The organism is Streptomyces sp. 8N114 (genome assembly GCF_052245835.1).
In the GTDB taxonomy this organism is placed as follows: Bacteria; Actinomycetota; Actinomycetes; order Streptomycetales; family Streptomycetaceae; genus Streptomyces.
This window is the reverse complement of the sequence record NZ_JBQQBT010000003.1, coordinates 134985-154866: the sequence shown is the minus strand read 5'-3', so window position 1 is coordinate 154866 and position 19882 is coordinate 134985. Positions and strand designations below refer to the sequence as shown.

General features: G+C 70.1%; 17 protein-coding genes. 7 read left to right on the top strand and 10 right to left on the bottom strand.

What is annotated here, in order from left to right:
- Window positions 1-275: 275 nt before the first annotated feature.
- The 3 genes from ACTWQF_RS08815 to ACTWQF_RS08805 form a co-directional block, all read right to left on the bottom strand.
- A complete protein-coding gene (locus ACTWQF_RS08815; RefSeq protein ID WP_443278625.1) occupies window positions 276-938 on the bottom strand; it encodes a hypothetical protein in 663 nt (220 codons plus the stop codon).
- Window positions 939-1180: 242 nt separating this feature from the next.
- A complete protein-coding gene (locus ACTWQF_RS08810; RefSeq protein ID WP_443278624.1) occupies window positions 1181-2515 on the bottom strand; it encodes an MFS transporter in 1335 nt (444 codons plus the stop codon).
- A 140-nt stretch (window positions 2516-2655) separates the two neighbouring features.
- The gene (locus ACTWQF_RS08805) at window positions 2656-3306 is read right to left on the bottom strand and encodes a TetR/AcrR family transcriptional regulator (RefSeq protein ID WP_443278623.1); all 651 of its coding nucleotides are present in this window, start codon (window positions 3304-3306) and stop codon (window positions 2656-2658) included.
- Between the two features lie 81 nt (window positions 3307-3387).
- Here ACTWQF_RS08805 and ACTWQF_RS08800 point away from each other — a divergent pair, with 81 nt between their 5' ends.
- The 6 genes from ACTWQF_RS08800 to ACTWQF_RS08775 all read left to right on the top strand — a co-directional run bounded on the left by ACTWQF_RS08800 (window position 3388) and on the right by ACTWQF_RS08775 (window position 9893).
- Window positions 3388-3795 carry a RidA family protein gene (locus ACTWQF_RS08800; RefSeq protein ID WP_443278622.1) on the top strand — a complete coding sequence of 136 codons (408 nt, stop codon included), beginning with the start codon at window positions 3388-3390 and terminating at the stop codon, window positions 3793-3795.
- Window positions 3796-4180: 385 nt separating this feature from the next.
- On the top strand, window positions 4181-4879 hold the full coding sequence (locus ACTWQF_RS08795; RefSeq protein ID WP_443278621.1) for a FadR/GntR family transcriptional regulator: 699 nt from the start codon (window positions 4181-4183) through the stop codon (window positions 4877-4879).
- A gap of 41 nt (window positions 4880-4920) precedes the next feature.
- Window positions 4921-6369, top strand: a complete 1449-nt coding sequence (locus ACTWQF_RS08790; protein WP_443278620.1) for a four-carbon acid sugar kinase family protein — start codon at window positions 4921-4923, stop codon at window positions 6367-6369.
- Window positions 6369-7232 (top strand): class II fructose-bisphosphate aldolase, encoded by an 864-nt coding sequence (locus tag ACTWQF_RS08785; protein WP_443278619.1) that lies wholly within the window; start codon window positions 6369-6371, stop codon window positions 7230-7232. The genes ACTWQF_RS08790 and ACTWQF_RS08785 overlap by 1 nt, the downstream gene beginning before the upstream one ends.
- A 244-nt stretch (window positions 7233-7476) precedes the next feature.
- Window positions 7477-8394, top strand: coding sequence for an NAD(P)-dependent oxidoreductase (locus ACTWQF_RS08780; RefSeq protein ID WP_443278618.1), 918 nt, complete (start codon window positions 7477-7479; stop codon window positions 8392-8394).
- Complete coding sequence (locus tag ACTWQF_RS08775; RefSeq protein WP_443278617.1) at window positions 8391-9893, top strand: GntT/GntP/DsdX family permease; 1503 nt, start codon at window positions 8391-8393, stop codon at window positions 9891-9893. The genes ACTWQF_RS08780 and ACTWQF_RS08775 overlap by 4 nt, the downstream gene beginning before the upstream one ends.
- Window positions 9894-9933: 40 nt before the next feature.
- Here ACTWQF_RS08775 and ACTWQF_RS08770 read toward each other — a convergent pair whose 3' ends face one another.
- The 4 genes from ACTWQF_RS08770 to ACTWQF_RS08755 all read right to left on the bottom strand — a co-directional run bounded on the left by ACTWQF_RS08770 (window position 9934) and on the right by ACTWQF_RS08755 (window position 15226).
- Window positions 9934-11595 carry a PucR family transcriptional regulator gene (locus tag ACTWQF_RS08770; RefSeq protein ID WP_443278616.1) on the bottom strand — a complete coding sequence of 554 codons (1662 nt, stop codon included), beginning with the start codon at window positions 11593-11595 and terminating at the stop codon, window positions 9934-9936.
- A 119-nt stretch (window positions 11596-11714) separates the two neighbouring features.
- Window positions 11715-13106, bottom strand: a complete 1392-nt coding sequence (locus ACTWQF_RS08765) for an NAD(P)/FAD-dependent oxidoreductase (RefSeq protein ID WP_443278615.1) — start codon at window positions 13104-13106, stop codon at window positions 11715-11717.
- Window positions 13107-13150: 44 nt separating this feature from the next.
- Entirely contained in the window at window positions 13151-13816 is a 666-nt protein-coding gene (locus tag ACTWQF_RS08760) for an HAD-IA family hydrolase (protein ID WP_443278614.1), read from the bottom strand.
- A gap of 45 nt (window positions 13817-13861) precedes the next feature.
- The gene (locus ACTWQF_RS08755) at window positions 13862-15226 is read right to left on the bottom strand and encodes an MFS transporter (RefSeq protein WP_443278613.1); all 1365 of its coding nucleotides are present in this window, start codon (window positions 15224-15226) and stop codon (window positions 13862-13864) included.
- A gap of 477 nt (window positions 15227-15703) precedes the next feature.
- On the opposite strand from ACTWQF_RS08755, the gene ACTWQF_RS08750 reads away from it, so the two are divergent.
- Window positions 15704-16696 (top strand): D-2-hydroxyacid dehydrogenase, encoded by a 993-nt coding sequence (locus tag ACTWQF_RS08750; protein ID WP_443278612.1) that lies wholly within the window; start codon window positions 15704-15706, stop codon window positions 16694-16696.
- Between the two features lie 321 nt (window positions 16697-17017).
- On the opposite strand, the gene ACTWQF_RS08745 is transcribed toward ACTWQF_RS08750, so the two are convergent.
- The 3 genes from ACTWQF_RS08745 to tgmA all read right to left on the bottom strand — a co-directional run bounded on the left by ACTWQF_RS08745 (window position 17018) and on the right by tgmA (window position 19300).
- Window positions 17018-18001: a cyclase family protein gene (locus tag ACTWQF_RS08745; RefSeq protein WP_443278611.1), complete on the bottom strand. Its 984-nt coding sequence runs from the start codon at window positions 17999-18001 to the stop codon at window positions 17018-17020.
- A 164-nt stretch (window positions 18002-18165) separates the two neighbouring features.
- The gene (tgmB, locus tag ACTWQF_RS08740) at window positions 18166-19098 is read right to left on the bottom strand and encodes an ATP-grasp ribosomal peptide maturase (protein WP_443278610.1); all 933 of its coding nucleotides are present in this window, start codon (window positions 19096-19098) and stop codon (window positions 18166-18168) included.
- 10 nt (window positions 19099-19108) lie between these two features.
- Window positions 19109-19300, bottom strand: coding sequence for a putative ATP-grasp-modified RiPP (tgmA, locus tag ACTWQF_RS08735; RefSeq protein WP_443278609.1), 192 nt, complete (start codon window positions 19298-19300; stop codon window positions 19109-19111).
- Between the last annotated feature and the right edge of the window lie 582 nt (window positions 19301-19882).

Genomic DNA, 19882 nt, shown 5'->3' with positions numbered 1-19882 from the left:
GCATTCATATTCATGAACGCCGTTCAGTTGAGTGGACAGCACCGTAGACATCTGGCTGAAACCAGTCAACGCTTCGACCGAAACTTACCGGCAAGAGCGATGACAACGTTATCGACGCCGAGTACGCGTCGATCTTGGAAAGGGGTCGAGGGCGGCCAGAAAATCAGGACTGGTAAGCCTCGGCGGCGGGCTGGAGACGGGTGATGCAGCCGGGCCGCCCACCGGAGCCGACGCGTGCTACGTCGCGCAGCAATGCCTCGGTCATTCTGCGGCGCTCATGGTGTCAGGAAGGGGAAATGACGATGCCAGCCGTCAGCGATGCGTGGTGCGGCAGTTGACCATGTCTTCCGGCACGGGTCGCCTTCCCTGTGGGCCTCGCGCGGGAGGTACCCGTCGAAGAGGCATCTCCCGCTGAAACGGATGTCAAGCGCCGCGGCGCACTGCGTGACGGGGGCGATCTCCTCCGGCGGCACGGTGTTGTAGATGCCGTCGTCCAGCCGAAAGGCCGCCTTGGCGATGTAGTTGACACCGCAGGCCGCGATCAGCCTGCCGTTCACCAACAGGGCGGCGTGTTCATGGCCGAGAACACCGCCGAAGGTGCTGTCGCTGATGAGCAGGACCGGGGCGGCCAAGCTGAGGAACGATCCCAGGCGGAAGTCCGTCTCATCGAAGGCGTCCAGCGGGTCAGCTTCGCTCGGGATGGCGGCCGCTGCTCGCCAGGCGCCCAGGTCAGCTGGTTCCAATGCAGAGGGGCTCGCTGTGAGTTGACCGTCGACCCCGTACTCCAGCTCCCACGGGTCGGGCAGCACCCAGCCGTCCGGCAGGCCGGGCCCACACGTTCGCAAGGCGTGGCCCGAGCCTCCGGGAATCACCGTGTCAAAGAGCGAGAACACATTGGCGTCCAGCGTGAACACGCAGTTCAAGTCGAAGCCCATCAAGTGACGTTCTCATATGTGGCGGATCGGCGCCGACCCGGACGGCCCCGTGGGCGGTCTGCTCACCGAGCGGCTCGTCACCGCTCTGCTCGAACATCTGCGGGACGCCGGCGCCGGCATCCGCACCGGCAGTGCCGCCCACGTCATCGGCCTGGAGCGCGAGGGCGCCGGGGCCGCACCAGCCCTGGAGCCGTACCGGCCCGCGCGGCTCCTCAAGGGCTCACAAGCACGCGTCCACCCATCGATCACCGGTCGAGGTCCTCCTTGGCCCGCTCCGGCAGCCGCAGATATACCAGCGCGGAGAGCAGGCACAGCACGGACACGTACCACGGGAAGGCGTCCGGCACCTCCAGCTCCGCGAGGAGGGTGCCGACGTAGGGTGCGGTGCCGCCGAAGAGGGCCACGGCCAGCGAGTAGGGGAAGCCGATGCCCGCGGCGCGCACCCGGGCCGGGAAAACCTCGGCGTTCACCGCCGCCGCGATCGCCGTGTAGCCCGTGAGCAACACCATGCCGGCGCACTGCACCAGCAGCAGCGAGACGTAGGAGTCGCTGACCGCGTGCAGCAGCGGAACGCACAGCACGGCGAACCCGATCGCGAAGGCCAGCAGCAGTGGTTTGCGGCCCACCCGGTCGGACAGCAGCCCACCCAGCGGCTGGAGCAGCATGAAGAACACCAGCGAGATCGTGCCGACAACGAGCGCATCCCCCTTGTCGAGACCGGCGTTGACCTGCGCGTAGGTCGGCAGGTACGAGGTCCAGACGTAGTAGGCGATCGTCCCGCCGGCTGTGATGCCGACGATCAGCAGGGACTCGCGGGGATGGCTGCGCAGCGCGTCGAAGAGCCCGGGACGCGGTCCGTCGGCGTGCTTCTCGCTCCGCGTCTCCTGCGCCCCGCGCCGCACCCAGAAGCCGGCCAGGCTCAACAGCGCCCCGACCACGAACGGGGCCCGCCAGCCCCACTGGTGCATCTGTCCGTCGTCCAGCGTGGAGACGAACAGCGCGGCGACACCGGAGGCGGCCAACTGGCCCGCCGTCGTCGACACGTACTGGAAGCTGGAGAACAGTCCGCGCCGGCCCGGTCCTGCCGACTCCACCAGGAAGGTCGTCGAGGCGGCGAACTCCCCACCCACAGACAGCCCTTGCACGAGCCGGGCGATCACCAGCACCACCGGTCCGAACACCCCGGCGAGCGCGTAGGTCGGGGTGACCGCCACCAGCAGGCTGCTGCCGCCCATGAGCAGAATCGTCAGCGTCAGCGCAGCCCGCCGCCCGGCCCGGTCGGCGACCGCCCCCAACAGCAACCCGCCCACCGGCCGCATGAAGAAGCCGACGGCGAAGACAGCGAAGGTGGACAGCAGCGGAACCAGCGAATTGCCCGTCCCCTTGGGGAAGATCTCGTCCGCGATGTAGGTGGCGAGGAACGAGTACGCGAACCAGTCGTACCACTCGACGCCGTTCCCGACCGAGGCCGCCAGCAGCTGCCTGCCCGACCGCCGGGGCGGCCGGTCGCCCTCCCCGTCCGGCCGCCCCTGCTGCGGCCCTTGGGCCGTCCCCCGCGACCGCTCCTTCGACTGCGTCATCGATCGGTTTCCTCTCCGGTGCGTGCTGTGCGCACCGGTAACCCGACTCCGCCGCACCTCCATTCCTGCGCACCGGCACCGTCCCGGCATGCGGACACGGTGCCACCGCGTGACCGCCCCTGGGGAAGGCCGCAGTCGCGTCAGGGCCTTTCTCCCCGATCACGAGAGCTGAACCCGGCTGGGGCTGTCTGTCCCCAGCCGTGCTCGACCGACCGGCGGCATCGGGCGGGTTCGTCGCCTGCGCTGGTGAACAGCGCGGTCAGCATGGGAACGCCGTGAGCGCGTGCGTGGTGCGGCAGGGGACCTGTGGCGACGAGTGAGGCGAGTCCGTGTCCGATGGTCCAGCTCTGGGTCGCCAGTTCCAGCGGGTCGACCTCGCCGTGGAAGCGGCCGCTCGTCTTGGCCCGTTCGATGGCGCGGACGAGGCAGTGCAGGGTTTCGTCAGCGGCGTCGGTGTCTTCGAGGTCGAAGCCCGCGTCGAACATGACGCGGTAGAGATCGGGGCTCTCCAAGGCGTTGGACAGGTAGGCGGCCCCCAAGGCCGCGAGGTCTCGTACCGGGTCCTCGGACATCTCGACGGCTGTGAGTTTGGCGGTCAGGCGGATGAAGCCTTCCTGTCGCAGTGCCTTCCACAGGCCGTCCATGCCGCCGAAGTAGGTGTAGACGGCCATCGTTGACACGCCGGTTCCGGCGACCAGGGTGCGAAGCGTGACCGGTTGCCTCGTCCGCAGCATCTGAGCGGCTCGGTCGAGCAGCAGGGAGCGGACCGCTGGATCTTTCGTCCTCACCATGGCCCCACAATACATAGCATCGCTATGCTTTCATGCGGAGTGCTGATCTTGCTGCCTGACGCCAAGAGGAAGAGACCGTTCATGCCTGTGACGCTCATCAACCCCGAGGGGCTGCCGAAGCCCGAGGTCTACCGGCAACTGTCGGTCGCCACCGGATCGAAGCTGGTGTTCCTTGCAGGGCAGGTCGCCCGCGACGCCGACGGCCGGCCCGTCGGCGAAGGAGACTTCGCTGCACAGGTCGAGCAGTGCTATCTCAATGTGGCCACCGCTCTGGCCGGGATCGGCAGCTCCTTCGACGACGTGGCGAAGCTGACCATCTACGTCGTCGACTGGAGTCCCGAGAAGATGCCACTGCTGGGTGAGGGGGTGGGCCATGCGGCGGCGAAGCTTGGCATCGACCCGGTCAAGCCGATCACCCTGCTGGGCGTTGCGGCACTGGGGGAACCGGACCTCCTGGTCGAGGTCGAAGCCACCGCGGTCGTCGCATAGCCATATCTCCCCCGGCCGGGGCGCTGGTTGTGCTGTGCCTGCTCAGCGGGTCGGCGTACTGACGAAGATGTGGCGCCCGAGCTGGTGGATGCCGTGACAGCCGAGCACGGCCGCGCTGTTCCACGGAGCCGCCGGACCGCCGGCGGCTCCGGCCGCACCGGGCCCCACCGGAGCCGCCGCCGCTGGACCATGGCGGCCGTTGGGCGCGCTCCGTGTCGTGGTCGACGTCGCACAAAGCGGGTCGTCGGTGACTGGACGGCGCCCGCGTGCATGGTCTCTGATTCGCTGCCACCGAGGTATTGACGCCTCTTTCCTCCGATGTCATTCTCGACAGACATCAGATGTCTGACGTCAGATGTGATCACCGGACGAAGAGGTTCCCGCCATGTCGCTCTCGGACGACCTTGCCGAGCAGCTGCTCACCGCGATCATCGACGGCCAGTACCCGCCGGACTCCGCTCTCCCGCCCGAGGGAGAACTCTCGGAGCAGGGCGGGGTCAGCCGCCTGACCGTGCGCGAGGCGGTCAAGCAGCTGCGCGCGCAGAACGTCGTCAGGGTGGTACGCGGCCGGGGCACCTACATCAACCCGCCGGATCGGTGGACCGCCCTGGAGCCGGTGGTGCGGGCGGCCTCGCGTACGTCGAGCGGCGCCCTGTCGGAACGACTGATCGAGGCACGACGGCTCATCGAGGACGGCGCGTGCGAGCTGGCCGCCTCCCGCCGCACCGAGGAGGACTTGGAGGCGCTGCGCCAGCACCTGGCGGTCATGCGCGAGGCGGCCGACGCGGGCGACACGGAGCAGTTCGTGCAGGCCGACATCGACTTCCACGACACGGTGATGCGGGCGACGGGCAACCTGTTCGTCCCGCTGCTCTTCGAGCCGTTCGGTCCGCTGCTCGTCGAAGGACGCCGGGAGACCTCGGCCTTCCCCGAGATCCGTACGAACGCCATCGCGCACCACGAGGCGGTGCTCGCCGCGCTGGAGTCCGGCAGCCCCGAGGCCGCCCGAGCCGCCATGGACGGCCACATGAACCAGACCGCCGACGACCTGCGCACCCACGTGATCAAGCGCGACCTCGGCTGACCCTCCCCGCTCGACTCCCCCGCACGAACCAGGAAATCGCCATGTCCCTACCCCTCCATGCCCAGACGCGGCCCGTCCCTGAGGCCGCGGTACTGGAAGGGCTCCCCCCGGTCCGCGAGGTCAGCGCCGCAGACGTGGCGGCCCGCATATCAGGCGGTCCGCGTCTCGTCGTCCTCGACGACGACCCGACCGGCACCCAGACGGTCGCCGACGTCCCGGTCCTGACGTCCTGGACGGTGGACGACCTGCGCTGGGCACTGCGCCAGGACAGTTCCGTCTTCTTCGTCCTCACCAACACCCGCAGCCTGTTCCCCGAGGACGCCGCCGCCCGCAACCGCGAGGTGGTCCGCGCCCTGCACGCGGCGTCGGCGGCCGAGGGCACCGGTTACGTCCTGGCCAGCCGCAGCGACTCGACCCTGCGCGGCCACTTCCCGCTGGAGACGGACATCCTCGCCGAGGAACTCACCGAGCTGGGCGTCGGCCCTCCCGACGGCGTGGTGCTTGTCCCCGCCTACATCGAGGCGGGCCGACTGACCGTCGGCTCCCGCCACTGGATGCGGACGGCCGCCGGGCTGCTGCCGGTCGGCGAGAGCGAGTTCGCCCGCGACGCGACCTTCGGCTACCGCAGCTCCTCACTGCCCGAGTGGGTCGAGGAGAAGACAGGCGGACTCGTGCCCGCGGACGAGGTCCTGCGCATCACCCTCGACGACCTGCGGGGCGGCGGCCCGGCGCACACGGCGCGGCTGCTGTCCTCGCTGCACGGCGGACGGACGGCCGTGGTCGATGCGGTATGCGACGACGATCTGCGGGTGCTGGCCCTGGCCCTCGCGGAGGCGGAGGAGAACGGCACGCGGCTGCTGTACCGGGTCGGGCCCTCCTTCGTCAGAGCCCGCTCCGGACAGGCCGGGCGGGCACCGCTCACCCCGGCGGAACTGCGCCGACCGCGCGGGGACGCGCCGCACGGGCTGATCGCCGTAGGGTCTCATGTCTCCCTCACGACACGGCAGTTGGACCGGCTGCGGGAGCGGGGCGGGATCGCCGAGTACGAACTGGAGGTGGCGCTCCTGCTCGACGAGGAGCGGTGTGACGCCCACATCTCCGAGGTCGCATCCGCGGCGGCCGGCGCGCTGGACTCCGCGGATGCCGTGATCAGCACTTCTCGCACCCTGGTGACGGGTGCCGACGCGGACGACAGTCTGGCGATCTCCCGCCGGGTCTCCGCCGCGCTCGTGGAAACAGTGCGCCGGGTCAACGCCACCCGCCGGCCCGCCTTCGTCGTCGCCAAGGGAGGCATCACCTCCAGCGACACCGCCACCCACGGCCTGGAGATCCGCCGTGCCTGGGCCCGCGGCACGCTGCTGCCCGGCATCGTCTCGCTCTGGGAGCCCGTGGACGGCCCCGCCGCCGGCATCCCGTACATCGTCTTCGCCGGGAACGTCGGCGGCGCCGAAGCCCTCGCCGACGCCCTCGACCTGCTCAGGAGCGCGTGATGCTGCTGCACGGAACCGACGCCCTCAAGCAGGCCGCGCACGCCGGACAGGCGCTGCCCGGGTTCGTCGCCTACAACCTGGAGACGGTCCAGGGCATCGTGGCCGCCGCCGAGACCGCCGGACGGCCGGTCCTCATCCAGGCGGGCTCCAGCCCCTTCAAGCACGCCGGGCGACAGGCCCTGATGCGGCTGGCGCTGGACGCAGCCGCACACTCCGCCGCCCGACTCGGTGTGCACCTCGACCACAGCCGGGACCTGGACGAGATCACGGCCTGCCTGGAGGCGGGCTACACCTCCATCATGGTCGACGGCTCCCACCTGCCGTTCGCCGAGAACATCGCTCTGACGAAGGAGGCGGTACGGCGGGCTCGTGACCACGGCGCCTGGGCGGAGGCCGAACTCGGTGCCCTGCCGGGCGACGAGGACGTCTCCACCGACGCCGTCGCGCGGAGCGCGGCGATGACCGATCCGGAGCAGGCGGCCGAGTTCGTGGCTGCGACGGGCGTGGACGCGCTCGCCGTCGCCGTCGGCAACGTCCATGGCTTCACCAAGGACCCGGTCCGCCTCGATCTGGAGCGGCTGGCCGCGATCCACGAGGCCGTGCCCGTCCCGCTCGTCCTGCACGGCGCCAGCGGTCTGCCCGTCGAGGAGCTGCACGGCGCCCTCGCGCGTGGCGTCGCCAAGGTCAACGTCAACGCCGAACTGCGCCGCGCCTGTCTGGAGGCCGTCCGCGCGACTCTCCCGGACGCACTGCCCGGCTCCGACGTCGTCTCCCTGTGGGCAGCGGGCCGCGACGCGGTCCGCGACGCCGCCCTGGAGATCATCGCTCGCCTGAGCCCCCGCGCCGAGGGAGGAAACGCGTGACCTTAACCCGGCCCTGCTGACGGCAAGCCGCTCCACACTGCGGCACCGCACGTGACCGTCGTACGACGGCCCGCCGCATCGCACCACTTCGCGAGCCGCCCGAGCGCCGCCTGGGCCCTGCGCCATCCCCTCGCACGGGCCGCGGCTTGCGCGCACCCCCTTCTCCTTGCCTGGGCCCTGCCAGGGCTTTCGCACCCTCGGCAGCCGGCCCGCTCCTCTCCTCTTTCTCCCCAGGAGGACAAAGATGTCTCCCCACCCCCGTCCCCGCACGGCCGTCATCGGTCTGGGCGCTATGGGACTCCCCATGGCGCGCCGCCTGGCCGGCGAACTGCCCGTCTCCGTATACGACATCGCCGCCGACAGGCGGTACGCGCTGGCCGCCGAGGGCGCCCACGACGCCGCGTCCCCGGCCGAGGCCGCCCGTGACGCCGACGTCACCGTGCTCGCCGTACGCGACCAGTTGCAGGTCGAGGGCGCGCTCTTCGGTGAGAGCGGCGCCGCCGAAACCCTACGCGCCGGCGCGGTGGTGATCCTCACCAGCACCGTCGGCCCCGAGGCGGCGCGCACCACCGCACTGCGGCTGGCCGAGCGCGGTGTGCTGACCGTGGACGCGCCGGTCAGCGGTGGCCCGGTGCGAGCCGGCAACGGCGAACTGCTGATCGTCGTCGGCGCCGAGGAAGTGGCACTGAAGACGGCACGGCCGGTACTCGATCTGCTTGCCTCCACACTCACGGTCGTCGGCCCGCGCCCGGGCGACGGGCAGGCGATGAAGGCCGTCAACCAGCTGCTGGCCGGCGTGCACATCGCGGCAGCGGCCGAGGCGATCGCGCTCGCCCGCGGCCTCGGGCTCGACCCGGGTACGGTCGTGGACAGCCTCAAGCACGGCGCCGCCGGTTCCTTCATGTTCGCCGACCGCGGGCCGCGCATGGTCCAGACGTACGACGACGGCCCCGATCCCGAGGTCAAGTCGCGGCTCGACATCTTCGTCAAGGACATGGGCATCGTCACCGGCATCGCCAAGGACGCCCACGTCCCGGTCCCCTTGGCCGCCGCGGCCGAACAGCTCTACCTGCTCGGCGAGCACGCCGGGCTCGGCACCCACGATGACTCCTCCGTCGTCACCGTCCTCTCCCCCAAGTCCCCGGAAGGAGAAGGACGATGAGCCACACCGCTCTCCTGACCATCGCGGTCGCCGGTGTCGCGGCCCTGCTCCTGCTCATTCTCAGAGCCAAGGTCCAGCCCTTCGTCGCCCTCGTCGTCGTCAGCATCGGCGTCGCGCTGGCCGCGGGCGTACCCGCCGCCGACCTGGTGAAGACCATCGAAGAGGGCATGGGCGCTACCCTGGGCCACATCGCCACCATCATCGCGCTGGGCGCGATGATCGGGCGGATCATCGAACTCTCCGGCGGAGCCCACGCGTTCGCGCACTCCCTCATCGACAAGTTCGGCTCCCGCCGCACCCCGCTCGCCCTGACCGTCGCCGGGTTCGTCCTCGGCATCCCGGTCTTCTTCGAGGTCGGCCTGATCATCCTGATGCCGATCGCGTACGGAGTCGCCCGCGCCTCCCGTAAGCCGCTGCTGATCTACGCGCTGCCGATGGGTGCCGCGATGCTGACCGTGCACGCCTTCCTGCCGCCGCACCCCGGTGCCGTAGCAGTCGCCGAGGCGATCGGCGCCAGCCAGGGCCTGGTGCTGCTGATGGGCATCCCCGTCACTGCCGTCGTCGTCCTGCTCGGCTACCTCGTCTCCCGTCGCCTCACCCGCCGCGAGTACCCGATGGACCCGGCGGTGTACGCCGAGGTGTACGGCGAACCGGACACCGGCGAGGGCACGCCCGGTCCGACGGACACCGGCGAGGGCACGCCTGGTCCGACGGACACAGCCGGCGGCACGCCGACCGGGGGAACGTCGGGCGACGGGACGTCGGGCGACGGCGGCCGAGCGACCACCGTGCTGACCAAGCCCGCCACCGCGGGCACCGACGTCCGGCCGCCGTCCTTCGGCATGGTCCTGACGCTGATCGTCACCCCGATCCTGCTGATCCTCATCGGCACCATCGGCCAGAACACGCTCACCGAAGGCTCCACCCTGCGCGCCGTACTCACCGTCCTCGGCGCCCCGATGGTGGCACTGCTCATCGACGTCGCCCTGTGCGGCTATTTCCTGGGCGCCCGCCGCGGCTGGAACCGCGCGCACATCGCCGAGGTCATGGGCTCCGCGCTACCGCCCGTCGCGATGGTGATCCTGGTCGCGGGCGCGGGCGGTGTCTTCGGCAAGGTCCTGGTCGCCAGCGGTATCGGCAACGCGATCGCCGACGTCCTGGAGAGCACCGGCCTGCCCGCGCTGCTACTCGCCTTCATGACGTCCCTCGCCCTGCGGGCCGCCCAAGGGTCGGCGACCGTCGCCCTCATCACCACCGCCGGCATCCTCACCCCGCTGCTGGACCGCGCCGACCTGTCCACCGGTCAGCTGTCGCTGGTGGCCCTGGCGATGGGCGCGGGCGCTCTCGCGCTGTCCCACATCAACGACGCGGGGTACTGGATGTTCACCAAGCTCGCCGGTCTCGACGTGGCGGCGGGACTGCGCACATGGACGGTCCTGACGACGGTCATGGGATGCGCGGGCTTCGTCCTCACCACAGCGCTGTGGCCGCTGGTCTGATCCGGCGAGCCGACCCTCGGCGGCCCCGCATGCGGGGTGTTCACGCCGAGGGTGCGCCCGTCACATCGGCGCCGGGGACCGGCTGAGTGCCGCCGGCGGATTCCGCCTGGCCTTCGTCGGCCGTGGTCAGGGAGGTCAGGGCGAGGACGGCGACGTGCAGTTGGGTGCGCTGGACGCCGGATTCGAGGTTGCAGCCGAGGAGGCGTTCGATGGTGTTCAGGCGGTGGTAGAAGGCTTGCCGTGACACGTTGAGCTGTTTCGCGGCGATCGACTTGTTGCCCGCGGCGGCGAGGTAGTGGCGCAGGGCGGTCAGCAGGTCGCCGGCGTGGAGCTCGTCGTGGCGGAGGAGCCGGCCCAACTGTCGCTCGACGTACTTCTGCATGCGGACGTCGTCGCGCAGGGCGTGCAGCAGCTCAGGCAGTCCGATGTCCGACGGCACGTGGTACGGCCGGTGGGGGGTTGCGGGGCCGATGGCGTCGGCGACTTCCTCCGCTTCCCGGAAAGACCGTGCCACCTGGTCGAGTTCGGTCACTCCGGGGCCGACCGCGACGACGGCTTCCGCACCGAGAATCTCCCCGGTGAGCCGCCCCACGCGGTCCACGGCGGGCTGCCACGCGCTGGATCGGGCGAGTGCGAGGAGGACACCGGTGCGGTCGGGAGAGATGCGGCCCACCAGCGCGCGGATACCGGCGCTGCGCAGCTGTTCGGCGAGCGGGTCGTCGAGGACGGCCTCGTCGGCCGCGCCATGCCGGTGCCCGATGACGACGGCGATGAGGCGGTGGCTGACCGTCGGCATACCGAGGGCCTCTATACGGATGCGGGCTTCGGTGTGGCTGGAGTAGTTCCAGCGCACCAGGTCCAGCAGCACCGAGGCGTGGGCGTCGCGGTCCCACCGGGTGTGTCCGGTCAGTCTGGCCAGGGTCAGGGCGGTGGCAGCGCGCCGGAGGATCATCGTGTGCTCGGGGCGTCTCGCGGGCCCGGACGCGTCGGGGAGGGCCACCAGCCGTCCCCAACGCTGCCCGTTGTGTTCGACGGGGGCCACGAGCCAGTCTTCCGGGCCGCTGATCGCCGCATGGTCGGGAGTCGGCGTCGCACGCGACCGGCGCGGCCACGCTTCGAGAACCTGCCCTGGCGAGCCACCAGCCGTGCAGGAGATGACGGCGTGGTGCAGCAAGCTCTCCAGGACCACGGGATGACCCAGCAGGTCGGCCGCGGTACGTACGAGTTCCTCGGGCGCCGCGCTGCGCAGCGTCAAGCCGGTGAAGATCTCGTGCACCTGCTGGGATTTCCGCAGCAGTTCTCCCTGCGCGTCCAAGATCAACGCGTGGACGGTCTGGGTCACCTCGATGAACCGGATACCGCGGGAGAGCACGATCAGGGGCAGGTCGCGTGCGCGGCAGGCGGCGACCAGATCGGAGGGCACCTGCTGGTACCGGCGGCCCAGCTCGACGACGAGCCCGGCCGCGCCGACGTCCGCCAGCTGGTCGACGTAACCGCGCAGCCGGGTCGGGTCGTTCGGCTGCGGCATAAGGGTGGTCAGGACCAGCTCGCCGCCTTCGAGGAACGAGGCCGGATCGAGCAGCTCGGTGACGTGCACCCAGCGGACCGGGCCGGCGAGCTGCTCCTCTCCGGCCAGGACCCGCGGCAGCCCTGCGACGATGACCGGAAGTCGCAGGACATCACCAACCGTGAGCAAAGACATCTCGCCGGGCTCCCCTCAGGATGCCTCATCTTCGCAGGCCGCATGCCGTCGGCGTCCAGGTCTCCGGGCGGTCTGGTTTCCGAGCGGCCCAGGTCTCCGGGAGCCGGCGGCACTCGTCCTCAAGGACGCCGGGCGATGAGGTCGGCGACGGTCGCGATGGGCGAGGTGCGGGTGCGCCCGCGCGCCTCGTGCCGGTCGGCGAGGCGGTAGGCGAGATACAGGCCACGCACCCCGAGCCAGCGGAACGGCTCCGGCTCCCAACGTCCCGGCTCGTGCCCCGTCCAGGGTAGTCGCGTGAGCCGCGTGTCCCTCTTGAGCACCAGGTCGGTCAGGGTGCGCGCGGCGAGGTTGGTTGACGTCACGCCATGGCCGACGTAGCCGCCCGCCCAGCCGATCCCGCTGGCCCGGTCCAGGCCGACCGTGGCGGACCAGTCGCGGGGCACGGCGAGCACCCCGCACCACGTGTGGTCGACGCGGGCCCCCGCCGTCTGGGGCAGCATCCCCTCCAGCGTGCGCATGAGCTGGGTGACGGTGCGCTCGCTGACCCGCCCGGCGTCATCGGTACGGGACCCGAAGCGATAGGGGACTCCGCGCCCGCCGATCGCGATCCTGTCGTCCGCCGTGCGCTGGGCGTACATATGGCCGTGGGCAGTGTCGCCAAGCGTCTCCCGGCCGTCCCAGCCGATCTCCTGCCAGGTCTGTGCGGTCAGCGGTTCGGTGACGAGCATCGAGCTGTTCATCGGCAGCCAGGCACGCCGAAGGCCCCTGAGGGAGGCGGTGAACCCTTCGGTGGCGCGGAGGACGACGGGTGCGCTGACGGTGCCGTGCACGGTGCGCGCGCGTCCCGGCTCGATGACGCTGACCGGGGACTTCTCGTAGATCGTGACACCCAGTCGTTCGACGGTGTCGGCGAGGCCCCTCACCAGGGCCGCCGGTTGCAGCCGGGCGCAGTGCGGGGTGAAGGCTGCTGCCGTCATCCCGTCGATGCGGATGCGCTCGGCGGCCTCGTCCGGGCTGAGCAGCACGGAGTCGGTGACTCCCCACTGGTGGTCCTGCTCGACCTTGTGGCGCAGCCGCGTCGCCTGAGCCGGGGTGCGTGCGACGCGCAGGGTGCCGCTCTTGACGATGTCGGCGTCGATGCCCTCGCGGGCGGCGACCGCGATCACCTCGTCCACAGCCTCGTTCATCGCCTTCTGCCAGTCGAGCACCGCGGAACGGCCGCGGAGGTCGGCCAGCCGGTCGCGGGCCCCGGGGACGAGTCCGGAGGCCCAGCCTCCGTTGCGGCCGGAAGCGCCGAATCCGGCGAACTCGGCCTCCAGCACGGTGATCCGCAGTGCGGGATCGGCCTGTTTCAGGTAGTACGCGGTCCACAGCCCGGTCAGTCCGGCGCCGATGACGCACACGTCCGCGTCACGGTCGCCGGGCAGTGACGGGCGCGGTTCCGGAACCTCGGCGAACCAGTGGGCGATGCGGCCGTTGATCGGCGCCGGAAGATCAGCTCTGGCGGTCATGCGTTCCTCTCGCTGGGTGCGCGGGGCTGAAGGAGGCAGACCTGTCAGACCCCGAGCAGGCCGGGCAGTTCCGAGAGGTCCGAGATCTCCTCGTACGGCTGGAAGGCGTCCGAGCCCTGGAAGCCGTACCGGTTCACCCAGATCCGCCGCATGCCCGCGTACCGCTTGGTCGGCATGATGTCGTACTCCCAGCCTTGGGCGGCGTGGATGATGTCCTCGGGGCCGCGCTCTGTGGCCTTCATCAGGTACTCGAACGCCTCCGGCAACGGCTTGTAGGCGCCGGCCTGCTCGGCGGTGAGGACGTAGTCGAACTCCACGCCCAGAGCGTCGACGGCGTAGGTGATCAGGTCGTCCTCGCTGTTGGAGAGGATCGCGATGTCGTACGCGCTCTTCAGACGGCGCAGCGCTTCGGGGACTTCCCGGAAGGGCTGGAACTTCTTGATGGCCTCGATCAGCGCGTCGCCGTCCTCGTCCTGGTACTCCAGTCCGTGGAGCAGCATGACGGAACGCAGCGTGCGGCGGACGACCTCGCGGTAGGGCCGGTATCCGTCCACGACGCCCTGGAACCGCATGACGTACGCGTCGTGGTGGAACTGCTCGGCGTCGACACCCGCCTCGGCCAGCCGGTCCTTGACGATCTCGTGGGTAGCGCTCTTGGTGTCGAAGTTGATGAGTGTGCGGTAGCAGTCGAACGACACGACCTTGCGCATGGGAAGTCCTTTCAGGAATGAGGGAAGTACGAGGGAAGAAGGTGCTCAGGCGCGGCTGCTGGCTTCCACCAGGCCGAGGTGTTTCGTTTCAGGGGCCATGAAGACCGAGACCAGCAAACCGATGAGGGTGATCACCGCGCCGACGGCGAGCGTCCCGCGGACCCCCAGATCGGCGGTGGCCATCGGCAGCAGGAACGTGCTGGAGGCCGACCCGACCCGGCTCATCGCGGTGGCGATACCGACGCCGGTGGCCCGCAGGTCGGTGGGGAACAGCTCGCTGGGATACACGAACTGCAGTCCGCTGCCGGCAGCCTCGAAGAACTGGAAGGCGGCGAAGAGGGCGACGATCAGGATGGCGAGGTGCGACGGCAGCACGATCAGGGCGACCAGTGAGACGGCGACGCAAAGGAAACTGCTGATGAGCAGGGGGCGCCGGCCCATCCAGTTGACCACGAGCAGTCCGATTGCCGTCCCGACTACGGCGATCGTGGTGATCAGCGCGCTGGCGCCGATCGTTCCCGTCACGCCGAAGGATTCGAGCATCTGCGGCTGGAAGGACCGGACGGCGAAGGCCGGTGCGACCTGGCAGATCCAGAACAGTGAACAGAACACCACGGGTACGGCGTAACCGCGCCGGAAGACCTCCAGCAGGTTGCCCAGCCCCGAGCCGCCGCGCTGGTCCTGACCCTCGGACAGCAACTCCTCCGCGCTGACGTCCCGGCCGAGATGGCGGCGGACGACTTCCCGGGCCTCTTCCACACGTCCGCGGGAGGCCAGCCACCGGGGCGATTCGGGTATCCCGGTCCGCATGAAGAAGAAGATCACGGCCGGTATCGCTCCGGAGGCGAGCATCCAGCGCCACGAGTCGTCGCCGACGTTGAGCAGCGCCCAGCCGACCCAGTAGCTCAGGCCGTAGCCGACCCACCAGGCCACCACAAGACCTGACAAAGCGGGACCACGCATCCGACGCGGCACCAGCTCGGTCGTCAGAGCGGAGGCGATCGGGTAGTCGGCACCGATGGCGATGCCGATGAGCAGCCTGAGCACCAGCAGCTGCCAGGCCTCGGTGACGAAGAACTGCGCGGCGGAAAGGACCGCGAACGCCGCGAGGTTGAGCACGTACATCAGGTGGCGCCCCACGCGGTCGGTGATCGGACCGAAGATCGCGCCACCGAGGAAGACGCCGACGAGCACGGAAGCGGCGATGAGCCCGCTCCACAGCGTGTCGAGCTTCAGGGCCGGGGTGATCAGGCTGAGCGCGACGCCCATGACGCCGAGCAGATAGCCGTCGCAGAACGGTCCGCCCATGGCGACGGCGACCAGCCTGCGGTGAAAGGGAGTGACGGGGGCGTCGTCGAGGCTCGTTGTCGGGGGTCTGCTCGTGTCGCTGGATGTTCCGGGCAGAGGCATGGTCGGACTCCTGGGGAAGTTCCTGGGGAAGGGAGGAGGCGCCGGGCCGGTACTGCGGTGTTCACGGGTGTGCACGGCGTTGTAGGCGGGGAGGGGAGCTGGGTCTGCTCCAGGGGCACCGTTGACCCGTTTTCGGATGGCCCTCACCTTCGTTCAGCCCCAGGCCGCAGTCAACGTCCACTGTGTTCCACCGCACGTCGGCTGGTGGACACTCTGTCTTCCCGCGTCTCCGGCTGCTCCGGGCCGCAGCCCGGAACAAACCGTCCACAATGCGGCCCCGATGCGAACAGTTCGCTCGTTGCCTCCGGAAAGACGCTGTGGCGAGGCTGGAGGTGTCCCTCCAGCCCGCTCATGTCCGAGGGAGACATGCCGTGCAACCGTTCACTCCAGGTGTCCCACCGCGCACGGTGGCCTTCCTGTGCGGGCTCGACGAATTCCAGGGGTACGACTGTCCCGCCCTCTTTGCCGGAGGAAGGCATGGCTGACCGGTTGATCGTGCTGCACAAGGACCACCTGCCACCGAACCGGGATCGGTTCGAATGCCTCGCGGAGACCGTGTACGTCACCGAGGAGGAGTTGCCGCTGTTCCTCCCCGGCGCGGACATCCTGCTCGCCTGGTGGCCCCTCTCCCCCGCGGTGGCCGCATCGTGGCCCGCTGATCCCGCGAAGGCCCCCCGCTGGGTACATGTGGCCGCCGCCGGTGTGGACCCCTACCTCTTCCCCGCGCTGACCGGCTCACCGACTGTGCTCACCAACTCACGTGGCGTCTACGACGAGCCCATCGCCGAATACGTACTCGGACTGATCCTGTGCATGGCCAAGGATTTCCCCGGCACGTCGGAACACCAGCGGCGGCGTGAATGGCGCCCGCGCGACAGCGAGCGGATCGGCGGTCGCTCGGTCCTAGTCTGGGGTACCGGAGCCGTCGGCCGCGCCAGCGCCCGCCTGTTGCGCGCGGCCGGAATGCGGGTCAGCGGCGCGGGCCGCACCGCGCGCACCGCTGATCCCGACTTCGGGACGGTCCACGGTCCTACGAGCTTGCGCGCCGCGCTGGGCGAGGCGGACTACGTCGTCCTTGCGGCCCCGTTGACCCCGGCCACGCGGGGCATGGTCGACGCCTCCGTGCTGGCGGCCATGAGACCGGGAGCCCGCCTGGTCAACGTCGGTCGTGGGCCGCTGGTCGACGAACAGGCGCTCACCGACGCCCTGGCCGACGGCAGGCTGGCGGGCGCGGCACTGGACGTCTTCACGCAGGAGCCGCTGCCCGCCGCCTCGCCGCTGTGGGACCTGCCCGGCGTCATCGTTTCCCCGCACACGGCAGGAGAAGTGACCGACTGGCGCGGGGACTTGGCGGACCTGTTCCTGGACAACCTCACGCGCTGGATCGACGGCCGCCCCCTGCACAACGTGGTCGACAAGCAACTCGGCTACGTCACGGACGGATCCGCAGACCGGGCAGCCGATCACTGAGCACACCGACCGTTCCGCGGCGGCCACGGCGGTGCCGAGGCAACGGCGGCGGTTCGCTTCTCCAGGACGCAGGCCCGCCGTACGGGCTCTGCCCCGAGGGAACCCCTGTACGCAGTCGTCCCAACCTGGCGCTCACTGCACATCCCTGGACTGCACAGCAGTTGTATGGTCCGTCCGCACCCTGGAAGTCGCGAGCTTCCGGATCTTTGACCGCGGAGGGGAACGTGAACAGACTGCCCAGGACAAACGGGGTCCTGCTGACACTGGCCTGAGGCCGACTCGTCTCTGTCGGTTCATTCAGGAATGCCGTGGAGCCAGGCGTCAGAGGATCGCCACGGGATTGACCGGTGAGCCCGTGCCGCCGGGGATGTTGAGCGGGGCCACGACCACCATGAACTCGTAGCGGCCGGCCTCCGCGCAGGCCGCGGCGAGTGTCTCGAGGTCGAGATTGTCGAGCAGCGGCACGCCCATGGCGGCGATGGCAAGGGCGTGCACCGGTGAATGAAGCCCTTCCACCGGAGAGGGCCGTACGTCGCTGTCGCCGTCTCCGCCCAGCAGCGCGATGCCGCGCTCGGCGAACAGCGGCATGGCGTCGATGTGGAAGCCCGCGCTCGCCGCGGAGGGGTCCCACGGGCCGAGCTCCCGGCGGCGCCGGTGGTGGCCGGTCCGCAGCAACACCGCGTCGCCCTCGCGGATTTCGGCCTTCAACCGCTTCTCGGCGGCGAGCACCGCCTCGGGATGGACAGCCTGGCCGGGTTCGAGCCACTCCACGCCCCAGGTGAGTGGCAGATCGAGCAGGACTCCGCGGGTGACGAGTGTGCCGAGCCGGTCCACCGCCCCGAAGCGGGCGCCGCCCGCGTCGATGACCTGCCGCGCCGCTCGCCCGTCGTAGAGGTTCCCGCGATAGGCGATGTGCGAGAGGGCATCCAGGTGACTGACCGCCTTGCCGTGGTAGTCGACGGCGATGAAGTCCTTGTGCGTGGACGGCTCCGGGACCTCGATGTCCCCCAGGTCGGTCATGTGGTGCAGCGCGGGCTTGGCGTTGTCAGGCCCGGGCACGGTGTTCCACGGCAGGGCCAGGGTCACGGCAGTCCCGGTACGTACCAAAGCCGCGGCACCGCGGGACACATCCGGTGTGACGCGGTTCCACGCGCCACGGTCCGCCTCGCTCCACCGGCCCCAGGTTCGGACCTGGTCGAAAACGCGGTCGAACTCTTCACGCGTCACCGGGGGTCCGTTGTCCGGGGGCACTCGCGGCGGGGATGAGGGAGCGGGCGAGGAAGACGCTGGGCTGCTGCGGGTCATTCGATCCACCGTAGACGCGGGCGGTGTCGGTTCTCGGCACGCTCGCCGATGCGGAGGGCAAGCCGCTGTCCGGGTTCACGCGCCGGCACGGAAGCTGGTCGAGCTCGGCGGCCGGCGCCTTTCGAGGCCGGTGCCTTTCCACAGCCGACCAGGTGCGGGAACCTTCAGGGCGCTGAGGTAGATGCCAGACGGGCTGCGACGGCTTCGGCGATGGGCTGCCCGGTCTCCAGCTGGATGAAGCCGAACTGCCCGCCCTGGTTGCACTCCAGAAACCACCAGGTGCCGTCCTCGTCCACAGCGAAGTCGAAGGCGCCGTAGGCGAGTTGGGTGGCGTGCAGGTAGGACCGGACGGCCTCGGCGATGCGGGCCGGAACCTCGTGTGGCTCCCAAGCGCCACCGTCATCGTCGAATCGAATGTCCACCTGCTCGGGACCGGATGACTTCCGGGCGGCGAACATCTCGTCTCCGACACAGGTCAGACGGATGTCCGCACGCTTGGGCACCCACCGTTGCAGGAGCGTGGGGGCGGCGGCGACCCCCGCGAAGTCCGCGTCCGGGCCGATACGCGTCGTGGGCAGAGCCATCGGCGGGTCGGCAGGATGCGTGCCGGAGACGGGCTTCACCACAAGATCCCGGTGCTCGGCCGCGAACTCGCGTGCAATCTTCGGATAGGTCGTGATCACGGTGGGCGGCACGGCGAAGCCGCTGGCGTGGGCGACGCGCAACTGCCACGGCTTGTAACGGGCCTGCGCGGCGGCAACCGGATGATTCATCCAGCGGGCCCTCGTGGAATACAGGGTTCCGTACAGGGCCTGCTGGGACTCGGCCGTGAGCCACGTGGAGCGATCAGCCGAGTGTGCCGCGGGCGTGCCGGGCCTGCGGACCCAGATCGACCGCAGCCCGCTCATGCTCAGCACCCGGCCGCCGAACGACAGATGGCCGTCGAAGTCCCCCTTCACATACTCCGCCGACATGGCCACCTCGCCCGGGAGATCGGCGGGGTCCAGGCGTACGACCGGCACGCCCTGGTCGTTCAGGACAGACACCACCATGTCCGCGGTCACGTCCTCCGGACAGGTCAGGATGAGCACTGTCATGGGCGGGCCGTCAGTCGTCGAAGTGCGTCTTGGAACCGGCCGTGGAGGTGGTGGTTCCGACCGCCAGCAGCAGGTCGCGGTCGGCTACGGCCGGGCGCCCGTCAGGCAGGACGTTCAATTGCCGGGCGGCGTCGTAGCCGTACGGAGCCACGTTGGGCGGGGGCACGGCCGGCCGGGCGTACTTCAACGCGAACGGTCGCATGACATCTCCTCCTGCTGTGCGGAGGGCGACGGCATCCCCGCACAACCCCCCTTCCCGCGCGGCTGCGGTGCCGCGCGTGCTGCTACGGGGCCGACGCTGGTCGAACGCCGACCCCGCACACGTCTGTTGGCACGAGTGCCCTTGTTTCAAGGACTCCGTGCGGGTTACTCCGCCCAAGGGGCGGCCATTCGCTCTGTTAGACGGGCTGCGGCCCGGTTCGGTTGCCAGGACGCGGAATCGGACCCGCCGTGAGCAGGTCCCGTTACATTGCGTCACATACGGTCCGCAAGAGGATCCGCTCGTTCCTTCAACCGGCACCGCCTTGCCCGGAGCCGCCTTGCCGCTGCAGGCTCGACCCACGGCACCGGATCGAGCACTGCGACGTCTCCTCGCCGGAGCACGCGCAGCGCCTCACCGCGCGCGGGATCACGCCGTGGGTATCGATGCTGCCACGGCCGGTAGTCGGCTGCCCCGGATCTGCCCCGAGAAGCCGCTGTCACACCTGCGTGCGACATCAGCCGGGTCCGACGGACGCGTGGTTGGTATCCAGAGAGCCGAAGTTACCGAACGTAACTCCAAGAC

Excerpts from the sequence above, each read along its gene's own strand:
- ACTWQF_RS08785 (WP_443278619.1), top strand. The coding sequence starts at position 6,369 with ATGCTGCTGCACGGAACCGACGCCCTCAAGCAGGCCGCGCACGCCGGA.
- ACTWQF_RS08775 (WP_443278617.1), top strand. The coding sequence starts at position 8,391 with ATGAGCCACACCGCTCTCCTGACCATCGCGGTCGCCGGTGTCGCGGCC.
- ACTWQF_RS08810 (WP_443278624.1), bottom strand. The coding sequence starts at position 2,515 with ATGACGCAGTCGAAGGAGCGGTCGCGGGGGACGGCCCAAGGGCCGCAG.
- ACTWQF_RS08800 (WP_443278622.1), top strand. The coding sequence starts at position 3,388 with ATGCCTGTGACGCTCATCAACCCCGAGGGGCTGCCGAAGCCCGAGGTC.
- tgmA (WP_443278609.1), bottom strand. The coding sequence starts at position 19,300 with ATGCGACCGTTCGCGTTGAAGTACGCCCGGCCGGCCGTGCCCCCGCCC.
- ACTWQF_RS08805 (WP_443278623.1), bottom strand. The coding sequence starts at position 3,306 with ATGGTGAGGACGAAAGATCCAGCGGTCCGCTCCCTGCTGCTCGACCGA.
- ACTWQF_RS08795 (WP_443278621.1), top strand. The coding sequence starts at position 4,181 with ATGTCGCTCTCGGACGACCTTGCCGAGCAGCTGCTCACCGCGATCATC.
- ACTWQF_RS08755 (WP_443278613.1), bottom strand. The coding sequence starts at position 15,226 with ATGCCTCTGCCCGGAACATCCAGCGACACGAGCAGACCCCCGACAACG.
- tgmB (WP_443278610.1), bottom strand. The coding sequence starts at position 19,098 with ATGACAGTGCTCATCCTGACCTGTCCGGAGGACGTGACCGCGGACATG.
- ACTWQF_RS08770 (WP_443278616.1), bottom strand. The coding sequence starts at position 11,595 with ATGTCTTTGCTCACGGTTGGTGATGTCCTGCGACTTCCGGTCATCGTC.
- ACTWQF_RS08790 (WP_443278620.1), top strand. The coding sequence starts at position 4,921 with ATGTCCCTACCCCTCCATGCCCAGACGCGGCCCGTCCCTGAGGCCGCG.
- ACTWQF_RS08745 (WP_443278611.1), bottom strand. The coding sequence starts at position 18,001 with ATGACCCGCAGCAGCCCAGCGTCTTCCTCGCCCGCTCCCTCATCCCCG.
- ACTWQF_RS08780 (WP_443278618.1), top strand. The coding sequence starts at position 7,477 with ATGTCTCCCCACCCCCGTCCCCGCACGGCCGTCATCGGTCTGGGCGCT.
- ACTWQF_RS08760 (WP_443278614.1), bottom strand. The coding sequence starts at position 13,816 with ATGCGCAAGGTCGTGTCGTTCGACTGCTACCGCACACTCATCAACTTC.
- ACTWQF_RS08765 (WP_443278615.1), bottom strand. The coding sequence starts at position 13,106 with ATGACCGCCAGAGCTGATCTTCCGGCGCCGATCAACGGCCGCATCGCC.
- ACTWQF_RS08750 (WP_443278612.1), top strand. The coding sequence starts at position 15,704 with ATGGCTGACCGGTTGATCGTGCTGCACAAGGACCACCTGCCACCGAAC.